Origin of the sequence: Niallia tiangongensis (assembly GCF_044704065.1) — a bacterium.
Classification (GTDB): domain Bacteria; phylum Bacillota; class Bacilli; order Bacillales; family Cytobacillaceae; genus Niallia; species Niallia tiangongensis.
The window spans coordinates 5,094,188-5,114,449 of the sequence record NZ_CP162613.1; the positions used below are offsets into that span (position 1 = coordinate 5,094,188).

General features: G+C 34.3%; 17 protein-coding genes and 1 riboswitch. Of the genes, 1 reads left to right on the forward strand and 16 read right to left on the reverse strand.

The genetic code is table 11. The annotated features are described in order from the left end of the window. Positions 1–55: 55 nt before the first annotated feature. The 9 genes from AB3U99_RS24105 to AB3U99_RS24145 all read right to left on the reverse strand — a co-directional run bounded on the left by AB3U99_RS24105 (position 56) and on the right by AB3U99_RS24145 (position 10,522). The gene (locus tag AB3U99_RS24105; protein WP_400244544.1) at positions 56–3,013 is read right to left on the reverse strand and encodes an ATP-binding protein; all 2,958 of its coding nucleotides are present in this window, start codon (positions 3,011–3,013) and stop codon (positions 56–58) included. Between the two features lie 8 nt (positions 3,014–3,021). Next, positions 3,022–4,137, reverse strand: coding sequence for an HD domain-containing phosphohydrolase (locus AB3U99_RS24110; RefSeq protein ID WP_400244545.1), 1,116 nt, complete (start codon positions 4,135–4,137; stop codon positions 3,022–3,024). Between the two features lie 252 nt (positions 4,138–4,389). Continuing rightward, positions 4,390–5,424, reverse strand: coding sequence for a chemotaxis-specific protein-glutamate methyltransferase CheB (gene cheB / locus AB3U99_RS24115; RefSeq protein ID WP_400244547.1), 1,035 nt, complete (start codon positions 5,422–5,424; stop codon positions 4,390–4,392). A gap of 22 nt (positions 5,425–5,446) precedes the next feature. Then, positions 5,447–6,271 carry a CheR family methyltransferase gene (locus tag AB3U99_RS24120; protein WP_400244549.1) on the reverse strand — a complete coding sequence of 275 codons (825 nt, stop codon included), beginning with the start codon at positions 6,269–6,271 and terminating at the stop codon, positions 5,447–5,449. A gap of 67 nt (positions 6,272–6,338) precedes the next feature. Then, positions 6,339–8,051 carry a methyl-accepting chemotaxis protein gene (locus AB3U99_RS24125; RefSeq protein WP_400244551.1) on the reverse strand — a complete coding sequence of 571 codons (1,713 nt, stop codon included), beginning with the start codon at positions 8,049–8,051 and terminating at the stop codon, positions 6,339–6,341. Between the two features lie 20 nt (positions 8,052–8,071). Then, on the reverse strand, positions 8,072–8,557 hold the full coding sequence (locus AB3U99_RS24130) for a chemotaxis protein CheW (RefSeq protein ID WP_400244553.1): 486 nt from the start codon (positions 8,555–8,557) through the stop codon (positions 8,072–8,074). Positions 8,558–8,578: 21 nt separating this feature from the next. After that, positions 8,579–8,878 carry a chemotaxis protein CheW gene (locus AB3U99_RS24135; protein WP_400244555.1) on the reverse strand — a complete coding sequence of 100 codons (300 nt, stop codon included), beginning with the start codon at positions 8,876–8,878 and terminating at the stop codon, positions 8,579–8,581. A gap of 10 nt (positions 8,879–8,888) precedes the next feature. Next, entirely contained in the window at positions 8,889–10,223 is a 1,335-nt protein-coding gene (locus AB3U99_RS24140; protein WP_400244559.1) for a chemotaxis protein CheA, read from the reverse strand. Positions 10,224–10,315: 92 nt separating this feature from the next. Continuing rightward, complete coding sequence (locus AB3U99_RS24145) at positions 10,316–10,522, reverse strand: Hpt domain-containing protein (RefSeq protein WP_400244562.1); 207 nt, start codon at positions 10,520–10,522, stop codon at positions 10,316–10,318. Between the two features lie 134 nt (positions 10,523–10,656). Continuing rightward, positions 10,657–10,743, reverse strand: a riboswitch (cyclic di-GMP riboswitch). A gap of 468 nt (positions 10,744–11,211) precedes the next feature. Between AB3U99_RS24145 and AB3U99_RS24150 the strand changes: the two genes are divergently transcribed. Then, positions 11,212–13,641 (forward strand): EAL domain-containing protein, encoded by a 2,430-nt coding sequence (locus tag AB3U99_RS24150; protein WP_400244564.1) that lies wholly within the window; start codon positions 11,212–11,214, stop codon positions 13,639–13,641. 377 nt (positions 13,642–14,018) lie between these two features. Here AB3U99_RS24150 and AB3U99_RS24155 read toward each other — a convergent pair whose 3' ends face one another. The 7 genes from AB3U99_RS24155 to AB3U99_RS24185 form a co-directional block, all read right to left on the reverse strand. After that, positions 14,019–14,975 carry a TRM11 family SAM-dependent methyltransferase gene (locus AB3U99_RS24155; protein ID WP_400244566.1) on the reverse strand — a complete coding sequence of 319 codons (957 nt, stop codon included), beginning with the start codon at positions 14,973–14,975 and terminating at the stop codon, positions 14,019–14,021. 111 nt (positions 14,976–15,086) lie between these two features. After that, positions 15,087–15,566, reverse strand: a complete 480-nt coding sequence (locus AB3U99_RS24160; protein ID WP_400244568.1) for a hypothetical protein — start codon at positions 15,564–15,566, stop codon at positions 15,087–15,089. Positions 15,567–15,756: 190 nt separating this feature from the next. Next, positions 15,757–16,503 carry an HIRAN domain-containing protein gene (locus AB3U99_RS24165; protein WP_400244570.1) on the reverse strand — a complete coding sequence of 249 codons (747 nt, stop codon included), beginning with the start codon at positions 16,501–16,503 and terminating at the stop codon, positions 15,757–15,759. A 1-nt stretch (position 16,504) separates the two neighbouring features. After that, positions 16,505–17,257 carry a HipA domain-containing protein gene (locus AB3U99_RS24170; RefSeq protein WP_400244572.1) on the reverse strand — a complete coding sequence of 251 codons (753 nt, stop codon included), beginning with the start codon at positions 17,255–17,257 and terminating at the stop codon, positions 16,505–16,507. After that, on the reverse strand, positions 17,226–17,378 hold the full coding sequence (locus tag AB3U99_RS24175; RefSeq protein WP_400244574.1) for a hypothetical protein: 153 nt from the start codon (positions 17,376–17,378) through the stop codon (positions 17,226–17,228). Before AB3U99_RS24175 ends, AB3U99_RS24170 begins: the two co-directional genes overlap by 32 nt. A gap of 170 nt (positions 17,379–17,548) precedes the next feature. Next, a complete protein-coding gene (locus AB3U99_RS24180) occupies positions 17,549–18,145 on the reverse strand; it encodes a helix-turn-helix domain-containing protein (RefSeq protein ID WP_400244576.1) in 597 nt (198 codons plus the stop codon). Positions 18,146–18,535: 390 nt separating this feature from the next. Then, positions 18,536–20,230 carry an RNA-binding domain-containing protein gene (locus AB3U99_RS24185; RefSeq protein ID WP_400244578.1) on the reverse strand — a complete coding sequence of 565 codons (1,695 nt, stop codon included), beginning with the start codon at positions 20,228–20,230 and terminating at the stop codon, positions 18,536–18,538. Positions 20,231–20,262: the final 32 nt, after the last annotated feature.

Genomic DNA, 20,262 nt, shown 5'->3' on the forward strand with positions numbered 1-20,262 from the left:
ATAGAAGAACCTTTTTATGACATTTTTGTGAATTATGCACTATCATCATTTATTATCAACTAACATCTAATGTTTTTTGAACTTGCTTAATAAATTCATTTACGTTAATTGGTTTTGTTAAATAAGCTTCAAAACCAACCGCTAAGCCTTTTTCAACATCTCTTATCATTGCATTTGCACTTATAGCAATGACAGGAATATGCATTGTATCCTTTAATTCACGAAGGCGTGAAAATGCTTCAAATCCATTTATCCCCGGTAAATGAATATCTAATAAGATTAAATCTGGTATATGAGCACTAGCCAAATCAATACCTAGTTCTCCAGTTGGTGCAGATAAGAGTTCAATATTCTCAAATCTCGATATTATTATTTTCTCAACAAGTTGTAAATTAGCAGGATTATCTTCTATATATAATACTTTGTATTTATTATCATCGTTCACTTCATCTATTGGGTCATTATTGCCTAACTCCACTTCATTCATAATAAAATCACTGCCATCCGTAATAGGTAGGTCGAACCAGAACTTGCTACCAACTCCCTTTTGACTTTCAACGTGAATAGTACCATTCATTTGTTCTACCAACTTTTTAGAAACGGTTAAACCAATCCCAGTTCCTTCAACAATATAATGTTGATTGTTCAGTCGAAAAAAAGGTTCGAAAATTTCATTCAGATTTGAAGCCTCTATACCTATTCCAGTATCAGTGATGACAAACTGTATACGATCTTCTAACTTTATGCACTCAAAAATGATCTTACCTTGATCGTTATTATATTTTACTGCGTTAGACATTAAATTTAGTAATACTTGTTTTAGGCGAATTCGATCTGCATTTACATATATACGCAGACCTTCTTCAAGTCTATTAATCAAAGTTATGCTACGCTTGTCTGCTAATGGAGATATAATACTTGCCACTTCATCCATAACAGAATACACCTCTACAGGTTCAATAGAAATAGATAGTCTACCAGACTCTATTTTCGCTAAATCTAATACTTCATTGATCAGTATCAACAAATGATTCCCAGCTTTTAAAATCTCATTTACACTTTCTTGCTGAGATTCAGTCAATGGTTCTGAAGGATCCATTTCAAGTAATTGAGCAAATCCTAATATGGCATTCATTGGCGTACGAAGCTCATGACTCATACTAGATAAAAACTCAGATTTTGCTGTATTAGCTCGCTCTGCCTCTTCCTTTGCTTGGACGAGATTCTGTTCCATTTTTTTCCGTTCTGTAATATTACGAGCAGTAAATGAGAGGGTTTTTACGTTTCCTTCACCATCAAATATAGGGGAAAACCTACCTTGAAACCAAGCATTTCCATTTTGGGTAGTAATCTCATACTCTACGCTCTCTGTATTACCTGAATCAAAAACTTTTTCGATTAGAGGTGTAATGATGCATTCATACTTCGCATCAAGAACATCCACAATTTTCCCATTAATGATTTGACTAATAGGGTGAGCAAGAATCCTTTCATCATTTGTCCAAACATTTAAACATATACCGTTTTTATCTAACTCCATAATAATATCATCAATCGAGTGTACTAAAGCGCGTAAATCAGATTCTCTTTTCTCAAGTTCCTTTTGAGCCTTATTTAAGCTATTATTCGTACGCCCTAACTCTTTTCCCATTTCTATCAGATTGTCTGCTGTTTCCTGCAACTCTTTAACTCTAAATTGAAATTTATTTTGATGGTAAATTCCTTCCCCAATGCTTTTCACAACGGCATTTAAAGAAATTAGTGGTTCTGCAATGTTTAGACTTATTTTTCGAGATTGTCTATATAAGATAAGGAAGAAAAGTGTATAAAATATTATCAATCCAGCAATCATAAATGTTCCAATTAAAAATAACTTATCACTCATCTTATTAATCTTTCCATATACATTTTCCTGCGGAACGACAACCAATAATTTCCACTCAGTATCCTTTACAGTAGACCAAGAAATGAAATGATTACTATTGTCTAACTCAATGTTTTGCAAACCCTGTTTTTCTTTTTTTATCTTTTCTGAAATTATATTAAAATCTTGTCTTTTATAAATATTAAACTGATCTGGTTTAAATGTATCTTGAAAAATTGCTTTCTCATAAGTATGATCTGTTAATTCATTTAAACCAAATGTTTCCTCACCATCCTTTGGTAAAGCAAGAATCGTGCCATCTTTCCCTACTAAAACACCATATCCTCCCCATGGAATTTCAAGATCAAGTACTTCTTTCGTTATCGTGTCAATAGTAACATCAATTCCGACAACACCTTCTAAAAAATCCCCGTTATAAACTGGAGCAATTGCCGAAGCCATCCATCCGTTACCAGCTGGGTCAAGATACGCATCTGTCCATCTTACCTTTTTATCAGGATTATGTTTGAGATCTGCTTCATAGTAAAAGTTATAAGTCGGTATATCCATATATGGTGCATACTGTTCTAATACATTAAAATAAGGATAGATAATGTTTAAAGAATCAAATGTATTAAAGTAGATGGCTCCAGCAAGGGGTTGTGACTTATAAATGCTTTTCATAATTGGGCTAGTTGTAAGTAGCCTGTGTACCTTCTCTCTTTCTTCCTCTTTTACAGGTACCACCCCACTATAAAAGATAGCTGGTCCTCCGTCTTGTGAATCTTTTGTTGAATAATAGATTCCTTCTGGAGAATATTTCAATCGAGCGATATCCTCAGGTTTTGCAGTAGCCATTGAATGAAGTGATTGTTCCGTATGCTGCCTGTATAATTCTGTGGCATTGGTTATACTAGAAATTTGATTATCTATTACAACAGCCTCTCGTTTAGAAATTTGCTCCAATTCATCTTGCGTTTCTTCTTTGAGTAGTTGAATGGTTTCTCGCTGTGACCATTCGTTTGTAAAAAAATAGATGCCGATAAATGCGATTTCTACTACAACTAACGGAATAAGTGCTGTTCTTAAGAATGAATACCAGATCCATTTAAGCAGTGGAAGTTTCTTACTCGTAAAACTAAATTTCACTATTTATTTCACCATCCTTTTACAATGATTTCTATATCATTCTCTTGAATTTTTTCATCCTTTACAAGAACATTCACATAATTTCTATTAATCTCTAATATTTCTGGTAAAATACTAATAAATGCCTTAACTAGATTGGGATTAAAATGACTTCCTGCGCCATTTTTAATTTCTTTTACTGCCTCTTCTACACTCCAAGCCTCTTTATATGGCCTGTCTGACAATAAAGCATCAAATATATCACATATACTAGTAATCTGACCTATTAGTGGAATCTGATCGCCTTTTAAACCATTGGGATAACCTGTTCCATCCCACTTCTCATGATGAGTAAGTGCAATTTCTTCCGCCATCTTTAATATTTTTGATGAACTCCCGGATAAAATATTTGCTCCTGTAACAGTGTGCATTTTCATTTCCACCCACTCTGAAGCAGATAATCTTCCAGGCTTTAATAATATTTCATCTCTAACTCCTATTTTCCCAATATCGTGTAGCGAACTTGCGTGCATGATTAATTCACTTTCATCTTTTGAGAACCCTAATTTTCTTGCTAAAACGCGGGTATAAAGGCCTATTCTCATAATATGATTTCCTGTATCTTTATCCCTAATTTCCGCAGCTATTCCTAATCTTTTGATTAACTCCATGTATGACTCTTGCAATTCTCTAGTGCTTTCCCTTACCTTTTGCTCAAGTAGGTTATTGTACTCGCTTAATTGTTTATTTAATAATCGGACTTCTAACATGTTATGAATTCTAATAAGTAACTCCGTTTTACTAAATGGTTTTAAGATAAAATCTCTAGCACCCCATTGTAATGCTTGATTCTTATTTTCATCATCATTTTGAGCAGATATAACAATAATGGGTAGTATATCCGTTCTAGCAATATCTTTCAATTTCTCCATTACTTGAAAACCACTAAGATAGGGCATTCTTAAATCTAGTAACACTACATCAGGTTGATATTCTAGATAAATAGACAAAACTTCTCTAGAATCAGTCGTTTTCCGTATATTTGAATAACCGGCTAGTTTTAACATTTTCTCTAATAATAAGACATTAGAAAGATTATCATCAACAATTAATATTTTAGCTTGTAATACGAGTGACGTATTCATAATAATAATGCACTTCCTTAAGAGAATTAAATTTTAATTTTAGTACTTTTTTACTACATAGTTCCATTGTAATAGTCTCTTAATTTTTGTCTATTTATTAATTAGGAATTCAAACGGATTTTATGTTATTTTGATACATTAAAACAAATAATTCGCACCTAAAATTGCACTTGTTAGTACAGTTCAAAAAAATCTAAATAGTATAATGGCAATACTAGGACTGTCTTGTATTGCCATTATACTATTTAGCACCTATATTTTTTCCATAGCCATTGAATACAGTAATTGTGGGATACGCGAAAGAGATGCCTGCTTTTCCACAGCACCAACGTTATAAGCAACCTTAGGCATTCCATATACAACAGAGGATGCTTCATGCTGTCCGATGGTTCGAGCACCCCTTCTACGCATTGCCAGCAATCCCTTTGCCCCATCATTTCCCATACCTGTTAAGATTACACCAACTGCATATTTGCCGATTTCTTTTGCCACCGAATGAAATAATACATCTACGGATGGACAATGCCCACTTACCTTTTCTCCTTCAAAACAATCAACCTTAAATTTCGAACCTACTTTCTTTACCCTCATGTGTTTATCTCCTGAGGCTATCAACACCTTCCCTTGCTCTACAAAATCTCCTGTTTGTGCCTCCTTAACACGAAATGGCGTAGTTTGTTCAAGACGTTGAGCGAACATTCCTGAAAAGACCGGTGGAATATGCTGGACAACAACCATTCCGGGGATGTTTGTAGGTAGAGATTGCAATAATTGAAGTATGGCCTCCGTACCACCAGTAGATGCTCCTACTGCAATAATTTTTTTTTCCATAGGTACGGATTGCATTTCATTTATCACTTGTACTTCGCAAGAATGATCTTTTCTCACGTTCACACAAACAGCCATTTTTATTTTTTGAATTAAATCCATGATAAAGTTTTTTACATCTTCAGGCGAGTTTGCATTTGGCTTTCCAACAAAATCCACTGCTCCTGCATTTAACGCATCAAATACAACATTATTAGCGGAGCTCACAATTAGAACTGGCAACGAATACTGGGGAAGAAGTCTTCTAATAAATTCAATTCCATTCATCTTTGGCATCTGAATATCACAAATCATTAAATCTGGTTGATACTTTAAAATGTAATCCCGTGCTTCGAAGGGATCTCCTGCTTTTGCAACTACTCGAATATTTGGGTCTGTCTCAATTCCACGTGAAATCACTTCTCTAAATACAAGTGAATCATCAACAACAAGCACACTAATTTTATTTTGTGCGTGCATATGACTATCTTCCTTTCGTCTGCTAGATTATTACCTCTTTTCTATATACTGCGGGCATTACATACCGAAAGTTGACAGCTTCACGGTCTATTGTCTCTGATTGCCCGATAAATAGATAACCACCTGGTTCCATTAAATTGTAAAATTTATTAACGAGCTCTTTTTTCGTCTTCTGATCAAAATAGATCATGACATTTCGACAAAAGATGACATGAAATTTCTTTTTAAATGGAAAGTTTGACTCCATGAGATTAAATCGTCTATAGATAACTTCATTTTTGATTTTGGCAGCTACCTCTGAAGTGCCGTCACCATTATTCTTAAAATAAGTTTGATTCCATTTAAACGGAAGAGATGCAAGTGTTTCATTTGGATATATACCTTTGGCAGCAGCACATAAGACCTTTTGAGAAAGATCTGTTGCAAGTACCTTTGTATCCCAATTGTATTTTTGCAAACCAAAATATTCGTCTAAAATCATAGCAAGAGTATATGGCTCTTCCCCTGTGGAGCAACCTGCACTCCAGATTCTCAAGTCATTGCTTTTTACAGTTTGGGCTAAATAGGGAAGCACTTGCTGTTGAAAAAAATGAAAATGCTCTACTTCTCTCATAAAGAAAGTATGATTTGTTGTAATTTTCTCCACTAATTCTGAGGCTGCATTTTCCGTTTGATCTGCTAAAATGTAGTGGGAATAATCTGTATAATTGGTGAAATTAAATTTTTGCAATACTTGAAATAATCTACCTTCTACAATCATTTTCTTTTCTTCTTTAAGATGGATACCATAGTTTCTCTTTATAAATTCGGCAAGCTGTTTAAATTCTTTATCTGTAATACTTATCATCTCTTCACCACCTATATAGGGAGGGAGGGTATTAAAACCCTATACCCTCCCTTTGTTGTTGATTTTATTAATACTTTCCAAATTCGTTATCACTTAACACTATTCTTTTTTGAATAGATGCAGCTATTTCTGTAGGAGCGTTTTCAACTTGGTATTTTGAGTGGTTCGACATTTGATTGAGCATACTCATTACATCTGGATTCAATCCATTAATTCCTCCCGAAATGCTTGTAGTTCTCAGCTTAAATTGGCTAACCTTCGTTCGCAATAAGTCTGCTTGGCTTGATAGTTCTTCACTTGCAGCAGCACTTTCCTCTGAAGTGGCTGAATTAGATTGTACAACTTGTGATACTTGAATTATACCTTGATTGATTTGACTGATGCCTGCTGCTTGTTCGTTAGAAGCAGTGGAAATGCCATTCACAAGGTCAGCAACTTTTGCAACATCTTCCACAATCTTCTGTAACGCTGCTGCCGTTTCATTTGCGATTTTCATTCCACCTTCAACTTTTCTAATCGACCCTTCAATCATATCAGTCGTTTCTCTTGCGGCATTAGCTGACCTTGCTGCCAAGTTACGTACCTCTTCAGCCACAACAGCAAATCCCTTGCCATGTTGTCCTGCCCTTGCTGCTTCGACTGCTGCATTAAGTGCTAAGATATTTGTTTGGAAGGCAATTTCGTCAATCACTTTAATAATCTTAGAAATACTCTCAGAAGCAACATTGATATCCTCCATCGCTCTTAACATTTCATTCATTTGCGAATTTCCCTCTACTGCATTTGTTTTAGCCATCTCTGCTAATCTATTTGCCTCGTTGGCATTGTCTGCATTTAATCTTGTTTGTGAAGAAATTTCTTCCACCGATGCTGTCAATTCTTCAATCGAACTTGCTTGTTCAGTAGCGCCCTGTGAGAGGGAAATACTAGATTCTGACACTTGACTCGAACCAGATGCCACCTGTGCTGCTGCCGTATTTATTTCATGCATGACTTGATTTAGATTGTCACTCATCTTACTGAATGCATTTGCTAAAGCCCCAATTTCATCTTTCATTTTTATATTAATTTCCACATCAAGGTCTCCATCTGCTATTTGTTCAGCAGATCGAACAATTTTTTCTATCGGCTTACTGATCATACGGGAAATGAATAATCCTAGTAAAATAGCAACAATAACAGCCAAAAAGACTACCGCAATAACAATGGTTATCGTTTTGTTTATTTCCACTGAAAGATTATCAGACACCTTATTTCCATTTTCTCGTTTTTGGCTAAATAATTGATCAATATTTTTGCTTGCTTCATTGTAAGAAGTAGTGCCTTCTGATATAAGAACCTCATAGGCTTCTTCCATCTTATTCGCAAGAGCAAGACTAAACACCTTATCTAAGGTACCATTATATTGATCAAGATTGCTTATTAAAGTAGTATAGACTTCGCGAGTTTGCTCAGTTTGAATACTAGTTTCAAATGCTTCTAGATTTTTCTCCATCTCAATTTGCTTCTCTTCAATATTCTGTATATATGTCTCTACTTCATTTGCATTTTTTGATAATACAATATCCCTTACTGTTGCACGTATATCTTGAAATTCCACCGCTGCTTTTCCTATATCACCTGTAGAAATCCCGTAATTTTCATATAAATCCGTATAATCCTTATCAATATTTCTCATATTAATAATTCCAACAGCACCTATTCCAGCAGCTATCATTGCTACAACTAAGAATGCTATGAGTAACTTCCGACCGATTTTCATATTATAAAACCAATTCATGACCGAATCCTCCTATTTGTTTAAATGTGAAGCAATTGTTCTGAAACCTCTTCGTGTAGTAGCTTGTCACAATCTAATAATAGTTTGACTTCATTTCCAACCTTTCCAATTCCCATTACATACTTATTAGAAAACTGCGTTATTTCTGGAGGTAATACAATTTCCTCTGGTGCAATCATCAAAACCTCTGAAACACTATCAACTATGAGGCCGACTGATAATTCCTTCACATCAATAACAATAATACAAGTTCGATCATTATATTCTCTAAAATCCTTTTTAAATCGTAATCGAACATCCATAACTGGAATGATTTTTCCTCTTAGATTGATGATTCCACGTATATAATCAGGTACTTCTGGCACCTCGGTAATTTGTTGAATTCCAATAATTTCGGTAACATTTTTGATATCGATTCCATAAAATTCACTTTCCAAGACAAATGTCAAAAACCTATCTACTTGATTGTCTGCTTCATATTCTTCATACTGTAAAACATTTGACATTTCCTTCTCCCCCATCTTAAATTATCTAGCAGTACTATTTATGAGTCCTGAAATATCAAGGATTAGGCTAATGCTGCCATCACCAAGTAGGGTGCAACCTGTAATTCCTTTCACCGTACATATTTTTTTAATATATTCTGGCAATGATTTTACAACTACCTGTTGTTGACCAAGAAGTTCATCTGCAAAAAGGCATACATATTTATCTTCTTGTTCTGCCATAATTAAAACACCTTCATCTATGTTCGTTACATCTCCTCGAATACCGTAACGCTCATGTAATCGACGAATAGGATAGCATTGTCCTCTAACCATAATCATTTCATATCCATCAGGGTCCGTAATGATATCCCCTTTTGCTGGGCGGAATGCGTATTATAATCGTAGTTCCTTTGTCCACTTCACTATCTATTGTCACAGTACCTCCTACCGTTCCAATATTTTTTGTGACGACATCCATCCCAACACCACGACCACTGAATTCAGTGATTTGATCCTTTGTAGAGAACCCTGGTAAGAAGATAAGATTATAGATTTCCCGATCGCTCATTTCACTTTCATTTTTATGAAGCAAATGATTCTCTTTTGCTCTTTTGATGAGTTTTTCCTTATTTAACCCCCGACCATCATCTCTCACGAAAATAAACACTTCATTTCCTGCATTTTTCGCCTCAAGCGTCAGTGTTCCTAACTTCGGTTTTCCTTTATCCACTCTTTCTTTACAACTTTCAATCCCATGGTCAAGTGAGTTGCGAACAATGTGCATGAGCGGATCTGATATATGTTCAATAATACTTTTATCTACCTCCGTATCTTCACCAATGAGCTTTAACTGCACTTCTTTTTGAAGTTTTTTACTCATGTCTCTTACGATGCGATTCATCTTTTGAAAAGTATTCGTTAGCGGTACCATTCGAATGGACATTACTTTATCTTGGATTTCATCTGTTATTTTCTTTAAATGTCTTGCTGCTTTCGTAAATTGTTCTAGTTCAAGGCTAACTAACTCAGGATTTTGAGTCACCATCGCTTCTGCAATGACGAGTTCACCTACTAAATCCATAAGTTCATCCAGTTTTAACACATTAACGCTTATAAAACTTGACTGATGAGCTACATTCTTACAATTTTCCTTAATTGAACTATTTATTTTTTTTGATTCATCTTCCGATATCTCTGATAGAGGGCTCAATATTGTTCTATCTATTTCCTTTAATTCAAAAGATTGTATATAGGAAACTTGACTAAATAACGCTTTCATTTCCTCACACATCTTGTCTGTATGAATAAAAAGATGAAATCCATTTTGACGGATCAAATCGGCAGTATCAAAATTTGTATCTAAATCATCTGGTGTAAATGTCAGTTCTTGAAATTCTTCCTTTAATTGGTGAATGATTTGGAATGCGCGTACATTTTCCATTCCCCAGCAATCCTCTAAGCGTACTGTAGCAACATATTCATGTAATGTAGAAGCATCACTGTTTTGTACGGTATCAATATTAGAGTCATGAGAATCGTTCTGTTCGCGTAACTGAACATGTTTATTACTACTTAATTTCAATCTCTCCAAAAAATCATTTGCTTGTTCTATTAGTTGTGTGGAATCTCCGTCGATAGAGTCACCACTCTTTACTTTCTCTATCTCACCCTTTATAAAATCCACTCCATCAAGCATGAAATCAGAAAGCAGGGAATAATCCTCGATTCTAATCTTTTCCTCACGAAGAAGGGAAAATAAATCCTCAAGTGCGTGCGCTAGTGTCGCAATATATTGTGAAACGACATCATGCTGGATGAACCCTTAATCGTATGCATAATACGAAAAACATCATTTATCATTTCTGTTGAATATGCTCCTGCCTCTTCGCACTTCAAAATCACTGTTTCTAATTGTTCTAACATCTGCGATGATTCAAATATATAAACCTCTAAAATAGAGTCAACCACAAATTGATCTGACATAATATCCCCTCTCCGATTTATATTTTATTTCTAATCCAGATATCGGGTAATCAAAAGCAAAAGTATATCGTTAAATATTTCCAATCCGTAAAAAACCGATTCAAATATGCATAGCCTTTGGAGACGCTTTGCTATTCAGTAACCTGCCCAGGCATAGCAATATTTACTTTGGGCACATGGCTTTGTTTCCTCACCTTGCGTTATGTTTGCCTTTATCGTAACCTTTTGATTATATTAATTTTACATTTGGAAAAAATTACTTGAATTGATTGGGATCCTTACATTACATCACTAAATATAGGTAAATATACCTGATATCTATGAGAAAAGTCGCATTTACAGAATGTAATAAATACCATATATTTATTCCTAATATTAATGGTAATATTGAATATGTCTATTATTATTAATACCTTTCACTCACTGTTTAGTACCGCTGATATGCACTTATTGTTCCAAATACGACAAGATTTGCACCAATTAGTGCATACTGGAAAACTTGCATTGTTAACGGGACTATTTTACTATATAGTTTTTATATAGATTAAATCGATGGATGTTTTTGTAGCAAGACAGCCGATTTTTATAAAGAATTAAGTCTTTTTGTTATTAGTGATACATTATTTAAAAATGTAAAAATATGTGGATTCATATCAAGGAATATTTTATTAAAGGAGAATTAATTCGAAATGAAAGAACTCAAAGATATCAAATATGCGTTGGATGAATCTTCAATAGTTGCTATTACAAATGAAAAGGGGATTATTACCTACGTGAACGATAAGTTTTGTGAAATTTCCAAGTATAGCCGAGAAGAATTGATCGGGAAGACCCACCGTATTATTAACTCATCACATCATCCTAAAGCTTTTTTTAAAGGAATGTGGAATACGATTAGGCAAGGCAAGGTATGGTCTGGTGAAGTCAAAAATAAGGCAAAGGATGGAACCTATTATTGGGTAAATACAACCATCGTTCCATTTTTGAATGAACAGAAAAAACCATATCAGTATGTTTCCATTCGTACAGACATCACTGACCGCAAAAAAGTTGAGAAAGAATTAGAACAAACACTCAAAGATTTGGGAGATATTAAGTATGCACTAGATTCATCGTCTTTAGTTGCTATTACCGACGAAAAAGGAATCATTACCTATGTGAACGACAAGTTTTGTGAAATTTCCAAGTATAGCAGAGAAGAATTGATCGGGAAGACCCACCGTATTATTAACTCATCACATCATCCTAAAGCTTTTTTTAAAGGAATGTGGAATACGATTAGGCAAGGCAAGGTATGGTCTGGTGAAGTCAAAAATAAGGCAAAAGATGGAACCTATTATTGGGTAAATACAACGATCGTTCCGTTTTTGAATGAGCAGGAAAAGCCATATCAGTACGTTGCTATTCGTACAGACATTACTGACCGTAAAAATGCTGAAACTGCTTTAGAGGAAGCTGTAAAAAACGATTTTCGACAAACTGTTAAAAATCTGCAAAATTGTGTTTTTAAACTTAAAATGCTTCCTAACGGCGATGTTATATTTACCCTTTCTGAAGGAAAAATTGCTGAAGAATTGGAGCTTACCACTGAGCGAGTATTTGAAAAGTCACCCTTTGACATATTAGATTTTGAAGTGGCTTCATCGCTGCGTCAGCATTATGTTAAAGCCTTTACTGGGGAAGTAGTGAATTTTGAATGGAGGTTATTTGAACGGATTTTCCACGTTACCTTATCTCCCATAGTTGAATACAACTGTGTCATTGAAGTAGTGGGAACTACTATAGAAATCACCGAAAGTAAGAAAGATGAAGAATTAATTAATCATATGGCTTACCACGATCCATTAACTAATCTTCCAAATCGTACATTCTTTTATAGTCAACTTACCTTGGCAATTGAGGAAGCAAATCATAAGAAAGAAAAGATTGCAGTGATGTTTTTCGATTTGGATCGTTTCAAAAATATAAATGACACATTAGGACACGCAGTTGGGGACCTTTTGTTAAAATCGGTATCGGCACGTCTGCAAAGTTGTATGGAGGAATCTATGATGATTTCTCGCCAGGGTGGAGATGAATTTACTCTGTTATTAAAATCTGTTAGTAAGGTGGAAACTACAAAAGTCGCACAACGAATTCTCGATATTATGGCAGAACCTTTTATAATAGAAGATCACGAGATCTATATTAGTCCGAGTATCGGTATTAGTATGTATCCTTTGGATGGTTATGATCAAGAAACATTGCTGAAAAATGCAGATGCAGCCATGTACCATGCTAAGGAGAAAGGGAAAAATAATTTTCAGTTTTTTACTGTCGAACTTAATGAAGTCATCTCTAGAAAAATGATGTTAGAGAAAGGTCTTCGAAAAGCATTGGAAAAAAAGGAATTTAAAATCCATTACCAACCAAAATACAACATTAAATCGGGAACTATAACAGGTCTGGAAGCTTTAGTTAGATGGGATAACTCTGAGCATGGGATTATCTCCCCAATGGAATTTATTCCTAACGCTGAGGAAACAGGACTGATCATTCCCTTAGGTGAATGGATTCTCTATACAGCATGTGCTCAAAATAAAAAATGGCAAGATGAAGGTTTCCTTGCCATTCCAATTGCGGTAAATCTTTCTGCTCGTCAATTTCAGCATCCTCACTTTGTAGATACAGTAGTAAGAGTATTAAATGAAACCTGTCTAGAACCTAGATATCTAGAGCTAGAGATTACTGAAAGCATTACTATGAATAATGTAAGTGATGTAATTGAAAAACTCAAATTATTAAAATCTTTAGGCATTAAATTATCTATCGATGATTTTGGGACAGGTTATAGTTCATTAAGTTATCTAAAAAAGTTCCCTATAGATTCTTTGAAAATTGATAAATCTTTTATTAAAGACATCCACAATGACCCTGATGATTTAACGATAGTTAAAACCATAATATCGATGGGACATAATTTAAAGCTGAATGTGATTGCTGAGGGTGTAGAGAATATTGAACAGCTTATGTTTCTAGAAAAACATAAATGTGACCAAGTACAAGGGTTTTTCTTTAGTCCTCCGATTCCAGCACAAGAGTTTTCAGAATTTTTAAGGGAAGCAAATTCAAATAAATAAAAGGTTGCAGTTCTTTTGCACCTTTTATTTATTTCATCCAATTTCAAGTATATCTACCTATCAATAGCATCTAATTTAATCAACAGATCTCACTGCACAGTGACTCCCCCAAAAATCTTGTTTCACATAAATGTTACACAGTCCATAACGCATAAGTTTGCGATTATTGTTTAATAAATATAGCGACTGTAAAAACGCCTATTTAGAATTGGTTTTCTTTTCTCAGATTTTACAATAACTTCTTTCGAACAGACATTTTAGAATAAACTAGCCGCTATTTCAGTTAAACAATTTATGTAGTTACACTCTCTGTCAATATTCGACAAATTCCGGGGAGTCACTGTGAACAGTTTTTTACTGTGACCAAAATTTTTGCTTTAACAACAAACGACTAATTTGCGTATAAATTTTCCTTTTTTAACTTCACACCGATCTACTATTTCAAAACCCACTTCATTTAGTATTTCATCTATATCTTCCGTTGTCACAACGACCATTTTTTTCGCAAAGCGACGTGCACATTGAAGCATTTCAAATTTTTCCTTATCTGACAAGACGGAGCAAAGGTTATAAGGCATGTCTATAATGGCAACATCATACATTTCTGTTATGTCTCTGATATCTCTTAAGAATACTGGTCCAGAAAGGTCAAAATGTGCGAGATTATTACGAATGCCTTTCATTACTAAAGGATTGTAGTCACTACCTGCTATATTAACTCCCATCGATAAGGCCTCTACCAATACTGTCCCGATGCCACAGCATGGATCAATCACCTTAACACCAGTTAATTCTGGAACCGCAATATTCACTAGTGCTCTGGCCACTCTTGTATTTAATGCTGTTGAGTAATTGTGAGGCTTTTGTTGATGAATAAGCCAAATACCTTGGTTTTCCGAATAGCATCCGAAATACCATTTTCCTTTTAACTTGGTAATCGCGAAAACTATCTCAGGATGATGAAGATTCGCTACACCTGGAATGAGGCATCCAACTTGTCTAGCAATCGCTTTCCTTTCTTCAAAACCCATTTTATCTAGGGGATCTATATCTCGATAATTGATGCCAATTACCTTATAAGTACTATTCCACGCAGACATAGCTTCAACCTTTTTTAATAGATCTTCCAACGTATCACCCTTAAATAGAACTTCTATTTTTCCTTTTATAAAAGGACTCCTACTTGGGTCTACATCCATCCTGCTCTCTAATATAAAGGCATGTAAATTAGCACGAAATAGGGAACGAACTTCCAATTTACATAAATGCTCTTCTTCTTCAGCATAATTAAATGTATATAAAAAGGTGTTTGGCACTACACTATTTTTGCTCAAGTTCTTTCTCTCCCTTTTTTTGGATAAGCCCCCTTAGCTGTTCCATTTTTTCAATCTCAAAATGCCATACTCTTGATTAGGAGTATGGCTATCCTGTCTTTCCTATAATTCTTACATGTTAGATTTGGTAAAGCCTTCTTCTTTTAGGTATTCACGCGCTTCCATATAACTTGAAAAACTATTTTCTAAATTTACTCCGGCATATATATTCCAAAACCCTTCTTCTTGAAGAAGGAGGAGCGTATTATTTTCAGAGTCAGCCCATTTTTCTTCTTCCATTGCTTCTTCTTCAATCGTCTCTCCTTCTAGTGCATTAGGTTCTAATGATTGAATAGATTTTTCGATAATTTCTCTTAATTCTTCCTCTGAAAAATCCCGAATATTCACCATACCTTTATCATCTGTATCATACTCATTTAGCCTGTCCGCATACACAAATCCATTTCCATTGGGATGTAAGTGATACACTACGTTCTTTTTGTCACTTCCACTTTCCAAATAATGAAAATTAACACGTTTTAATGACACATTTTTTCGTTCCAATTGAGGGAACGATTCGATGATTTTTACTTTATCTTCAAATGATAGCATATTTGCCTCCATGGGTTTTTGGTTATTATATATTATAACAAAACCTCTATTACTTATGATACGGTTCACCTTGACGTTGGATAGGGTAAACAAGTAACACCATTTCATTAACTTACTTTAACAGTATGTAAACAAGCCCGTACCTCTACATGATCTAGATTTACGGGCTTATTTATTTGAACTATTTTGCTTACTGCATCACAGACAATACTTCTGATGAAGCAGATAATTGAATAGAAGGAACCTTACATTCAAAGTTTAATTTAAGCCACCAATGTGGAGTAGACTTTTCATTAATATAAATTACTCGAACCTCTGGCTTCGCATTATATGATAATAATGAAAAGATAGCTTTACTATAAAAACCAGGGACATAACCTAAATGTTTCCCTCCTTGAGTAAAAATTCCAACAGCATGAGTGTCATGAGGATTAGTTGGCTCTTGTTTTAACTTTACTTGTTCATTAACGGCTAACCATGTTGGCCATTCTTCTGGAAGGTTTTGATATCGCATTCCATGAACAAAAAAGCTAGAGTAAAATTTCCCATCATTTTCTCGACGTAGTGGCTGCTCAAAAGAATAGGTATCATTAGCAAGTCGACCACGTGTTTGTTGTAAAAAATCCATTTTTGTAGAGTTTTCGTTTAAACCCAAATCAGACATGATTGCCTTAAAATCGGAACGATCAGGGGAAGGCAATCGACGATCAAATGCTGGAAATAGTTTTTTTGACTGATATATCTTATTTGCATCAGGAAATGCAGGATGCAACATGTAGCCATTATCTAATGCATCTTTAAGTTTTCGATGACCTGTTCCGTAGTTTGTATAAGCAAACTCGTATTGATCATTATAATAAGATAAAGTTCCTACGTGATAATACAACCGACTTTTCGTATCTTGCCAAACGACTAATAATGTGTGAACGTTGCTCATATTATTCTTCACCCCTTCCTACCCAATCTAATATTTTTCCCCTTCGAAAAGGTATTAGATTCGTTAACCACTTCTTTTGTGTTTCACTTAGAATACTTAATGATTTTATAAAAATAGTGTATTGCTTCATGTCAAAGTCCTCTAACATTTTTACACCATTATTAAATTCAACTGGATATTGAGAACTAATATATATGATCAAATCTCTAGCTTTGACTTTTTTCTTTTCAAATATACCTGCTTTTACTCTTGTTTTGTTAGTATATTTGTTCAACTCCTGTTCATTGGACAACATGTATGCAAGTTTAGTATCGTCAAAACGGAAGCCTAAGGAGGCACCATTATCATATATTGGAGAAAATTTCACTCCTGAATGTAAAAACAGCAATGTCCAATTAAACGGATGTCGATCTTGATTGCCAATTAGGACATCGAATAATTGTAAATTAATAAATTCAGATTTCATCGCGGACCAATAAGGAAATTTCTCCATAAATTTGAATCCATATTCAATTAATTCAATGTTTTTCAGAGGTGACTCTAATAATTCTTGATAACCGTCCACTAGACTAGGCAAAAGGGAACCACCTTCTTCAGCCATCATTGCATTGTGCTCTTTTACAAAATTACGTAAAAGACACCCCCTCTTCCCCTTTCTTATTACCATTTCAACTTTCATCATTTCAAGACCGCAAAGTGTACCAATTTTAGCAGCAATTAATTCAGTAAGAATCTTCCCAAGAAACACCTTCATCAAACTCTCTTGGATATTTAATCAAATAATCTATTCGATTTGGAGAACGTAACTCCTCTTTTTCGAGTGTACTTTTCCCACCATAGCCCACTAGTTCCCAATCACTGATATCCTTTAACATTTATATTCGGTCCTTTTACTTATTGTTTAATTAATATTAACATATGGATTCTAATTACACATGTTAAAGATTTCAATTTTTTCTGATTTAATCAATTTTCTACTGATAATTTCTTACTATTTCTATTTTTCCGAACAGACATTTTAGAATAAATTAGCTACTATTTCAGTTTAACAATTCATGTAGTTACACTCACTATCAATATTCGACAAATTCCGGGGAGTCACTGTGAACATAACTTGTGTTGAATCTTTATCTCTTGACTGTAATTTTCGCTTCAGGTTTTCAACTTCGATAAAATCTATATCTTCTTCACTGGAATTTTCTATAATTTTAGCTGAATAATCACCTTTAAAACCACTTATTTTATTCGAATTATATTCTGATGGATAATAAGGCTTCGTATTCTTACCAAGTCTTCTATAGGTAATACCATTAGAAGTTGATACTATTTCTGATGATTTTTCTACATTTACCTTTAGAATTTTCTTATTGTCTATTTCAATCACATCTATATCTGTAAATAATTTAGGCATCGTTTTGTCATAAACAGCTTCTATAATATTCTGTTCATCAAACTTCGTACACCCTGTGATTTCACCATCATCTTCTACTCCAACCAATATAATTCCACCTTTGGTATTAGTAAGACCTACCGCCTCTTTTACCAATAAGTCAATCATTTCTTTATATTTTGGTGTTTTAATCCAACTTTTAAATTCAACTGTATTAGTTTCTCCTGCCATAATAATTTGTCTAATATCCAATAACATCATCCCTTTACTAAAGAACTTTCTGTTATATTCTATATTGGCAAATAATGGACATTTATTCTCTTGTTTCTAAACTAACAACAGAATAAAAACATAGTGAAGAAATTAGTTAATATAGATCTTTTTTAAAGAAGAATCTCATTTACTTGTGATACGGTTCACCGTAACGTTGGATAGGGTAAATAAATAAGGAGAGGTCAATCCTCTCCTGGTTTTATTTTGTCCTTATTTTGTCTCTATTTTTGTCCCTATTCTTCCCTACACTTAAATATTTATCATTAATGTCCGCATTATGTCCCTATTTTGTCCGCATTTTTATTTAATATTATTATAAATAGAGGGAAATCATACCAATGTGTCCTTATTTTGTCTCTATTTATGTCCTTATTTTGATGGATTATATACATACTTTGTTCCAGCGCCTCTTCCACTTACCTCTACTCCATCAGGTTCTAGTTCCTTTATTAGACGTTGTACTTGTTTACTATTCATTCCTGTTAATTGTCTTATTTCTTTATTAGTTAGAGTCCGTTCTTTTAGAATAGATAATACTCTGATTTTAACTGCCTCTTTATCTAAGCTTTGTTGGCGTTCATACTTCATATTTTCCTTTAGCAATTCATATGCCTTTCTCGATAAAGTATAATACCTTCCTTTACCACGACCAACTGATTCTAACAAATTAAAATCATTGTACATTTTACTTAATAATTCCCTAGCTTGTTCGACACTTCGTTGGGAGACCTCTGCTGCAATTACAGTATCTATTTGTTCATGTCTGATTAAATATTGCAAAATGAGTAAATGATCTACATCAATTTGATTGCCTTCATCAACCATTTGTTTTACCAAGTTCTTAAACCCTTTATTTAGAGGAGAAGATATAAAGGTTAATTCAATATTACTACCAACTTCTCTATAAATAGGGGGTTCTTTACCTTCTACTAGTAGGGAACGAAATATTCTAGATACGCCTAAATTAGACCTATTTACTAATTTTAATCTATCCAGTAGATCCATCAAATGGTTGTTTCTAGCTACTGGCGGATGGTGCAATATATTATTAGGAGTTATGCCTCCTATAAATTGGCCAGGATTGGTTAGCGCTAATTTATCCCTATATTGCTTTAACATAATTGTTCCACTCATTCTGTAATCTCGATGGCCAAAGGCATTCAACAACGCTTCTCTTAGTGCAATTGTTGGATAAGTACTAAACTCAGGATGAACTAGTCCTGACTCTATTGTAACCATTGGGTTATCCACTGAAATATATCTCTCTAATTCATATAAAGCAACAGGAATAGCGTGAGTTCCATCGTCCCTATGGGAATAATCTGTATCACTTAGCATTTTTCTATATGACCATTTATGTTGTGGAATTAGCCTTTCAATAGCATCTGGCTTACCAACTAATAACAGAGACCCCTTTGTAAAATATCCATTCTTAATACCCCCGATAGATTTTAAAAGGTCTTCATCAGAAAGTGATAACAAACTATCATCCGCTCTCTCACGTGACATAAATTCACGTATTCGTTCCATAGCAGAGTGGGAAAACAAATTATTCCAATCCTCGTAAATTACTTCAGATGTAAAATCAACCTGTCCTGATGAATCAATCATTTGCCTTCTTAATGTTCCTGTGAAAGGCAGACAATCTTTTCCCTGTCTTATTGTTGCAGCACCGTCTGTTGTTGTATAAGGGGGCATTCCTGGAAAAACATTCATTATTAAAAGCCTAACAGAACCATCTTTTAGATAGATGTCATCGAATGAAGGAGTTAAATGAGGGTCCGTCTTTTCATATATCCTTTTTTGCAGTTCTGGTATATCAATATCAAATGGTACCCCTTTTAGAGCATTATCTATCCCCTGCACTTTGTCAGCTATACCAAAAACAACACTCCCCCCACCACCATTTGCCATACAAACAGCATAACTAATCATTGTCTTTACATTATCTTCTCTACTTCTATCATTCCATTGTTTGAAGTCCAAGTCTTGAGCTTCAAAATCATCTGCTACATGATCTTCCAACTTGCTGATGATATCCATTATCTCACTTTTGCTCTTCATTTAAGTATTTCCTCCTCTCTTGTTAAATTTTT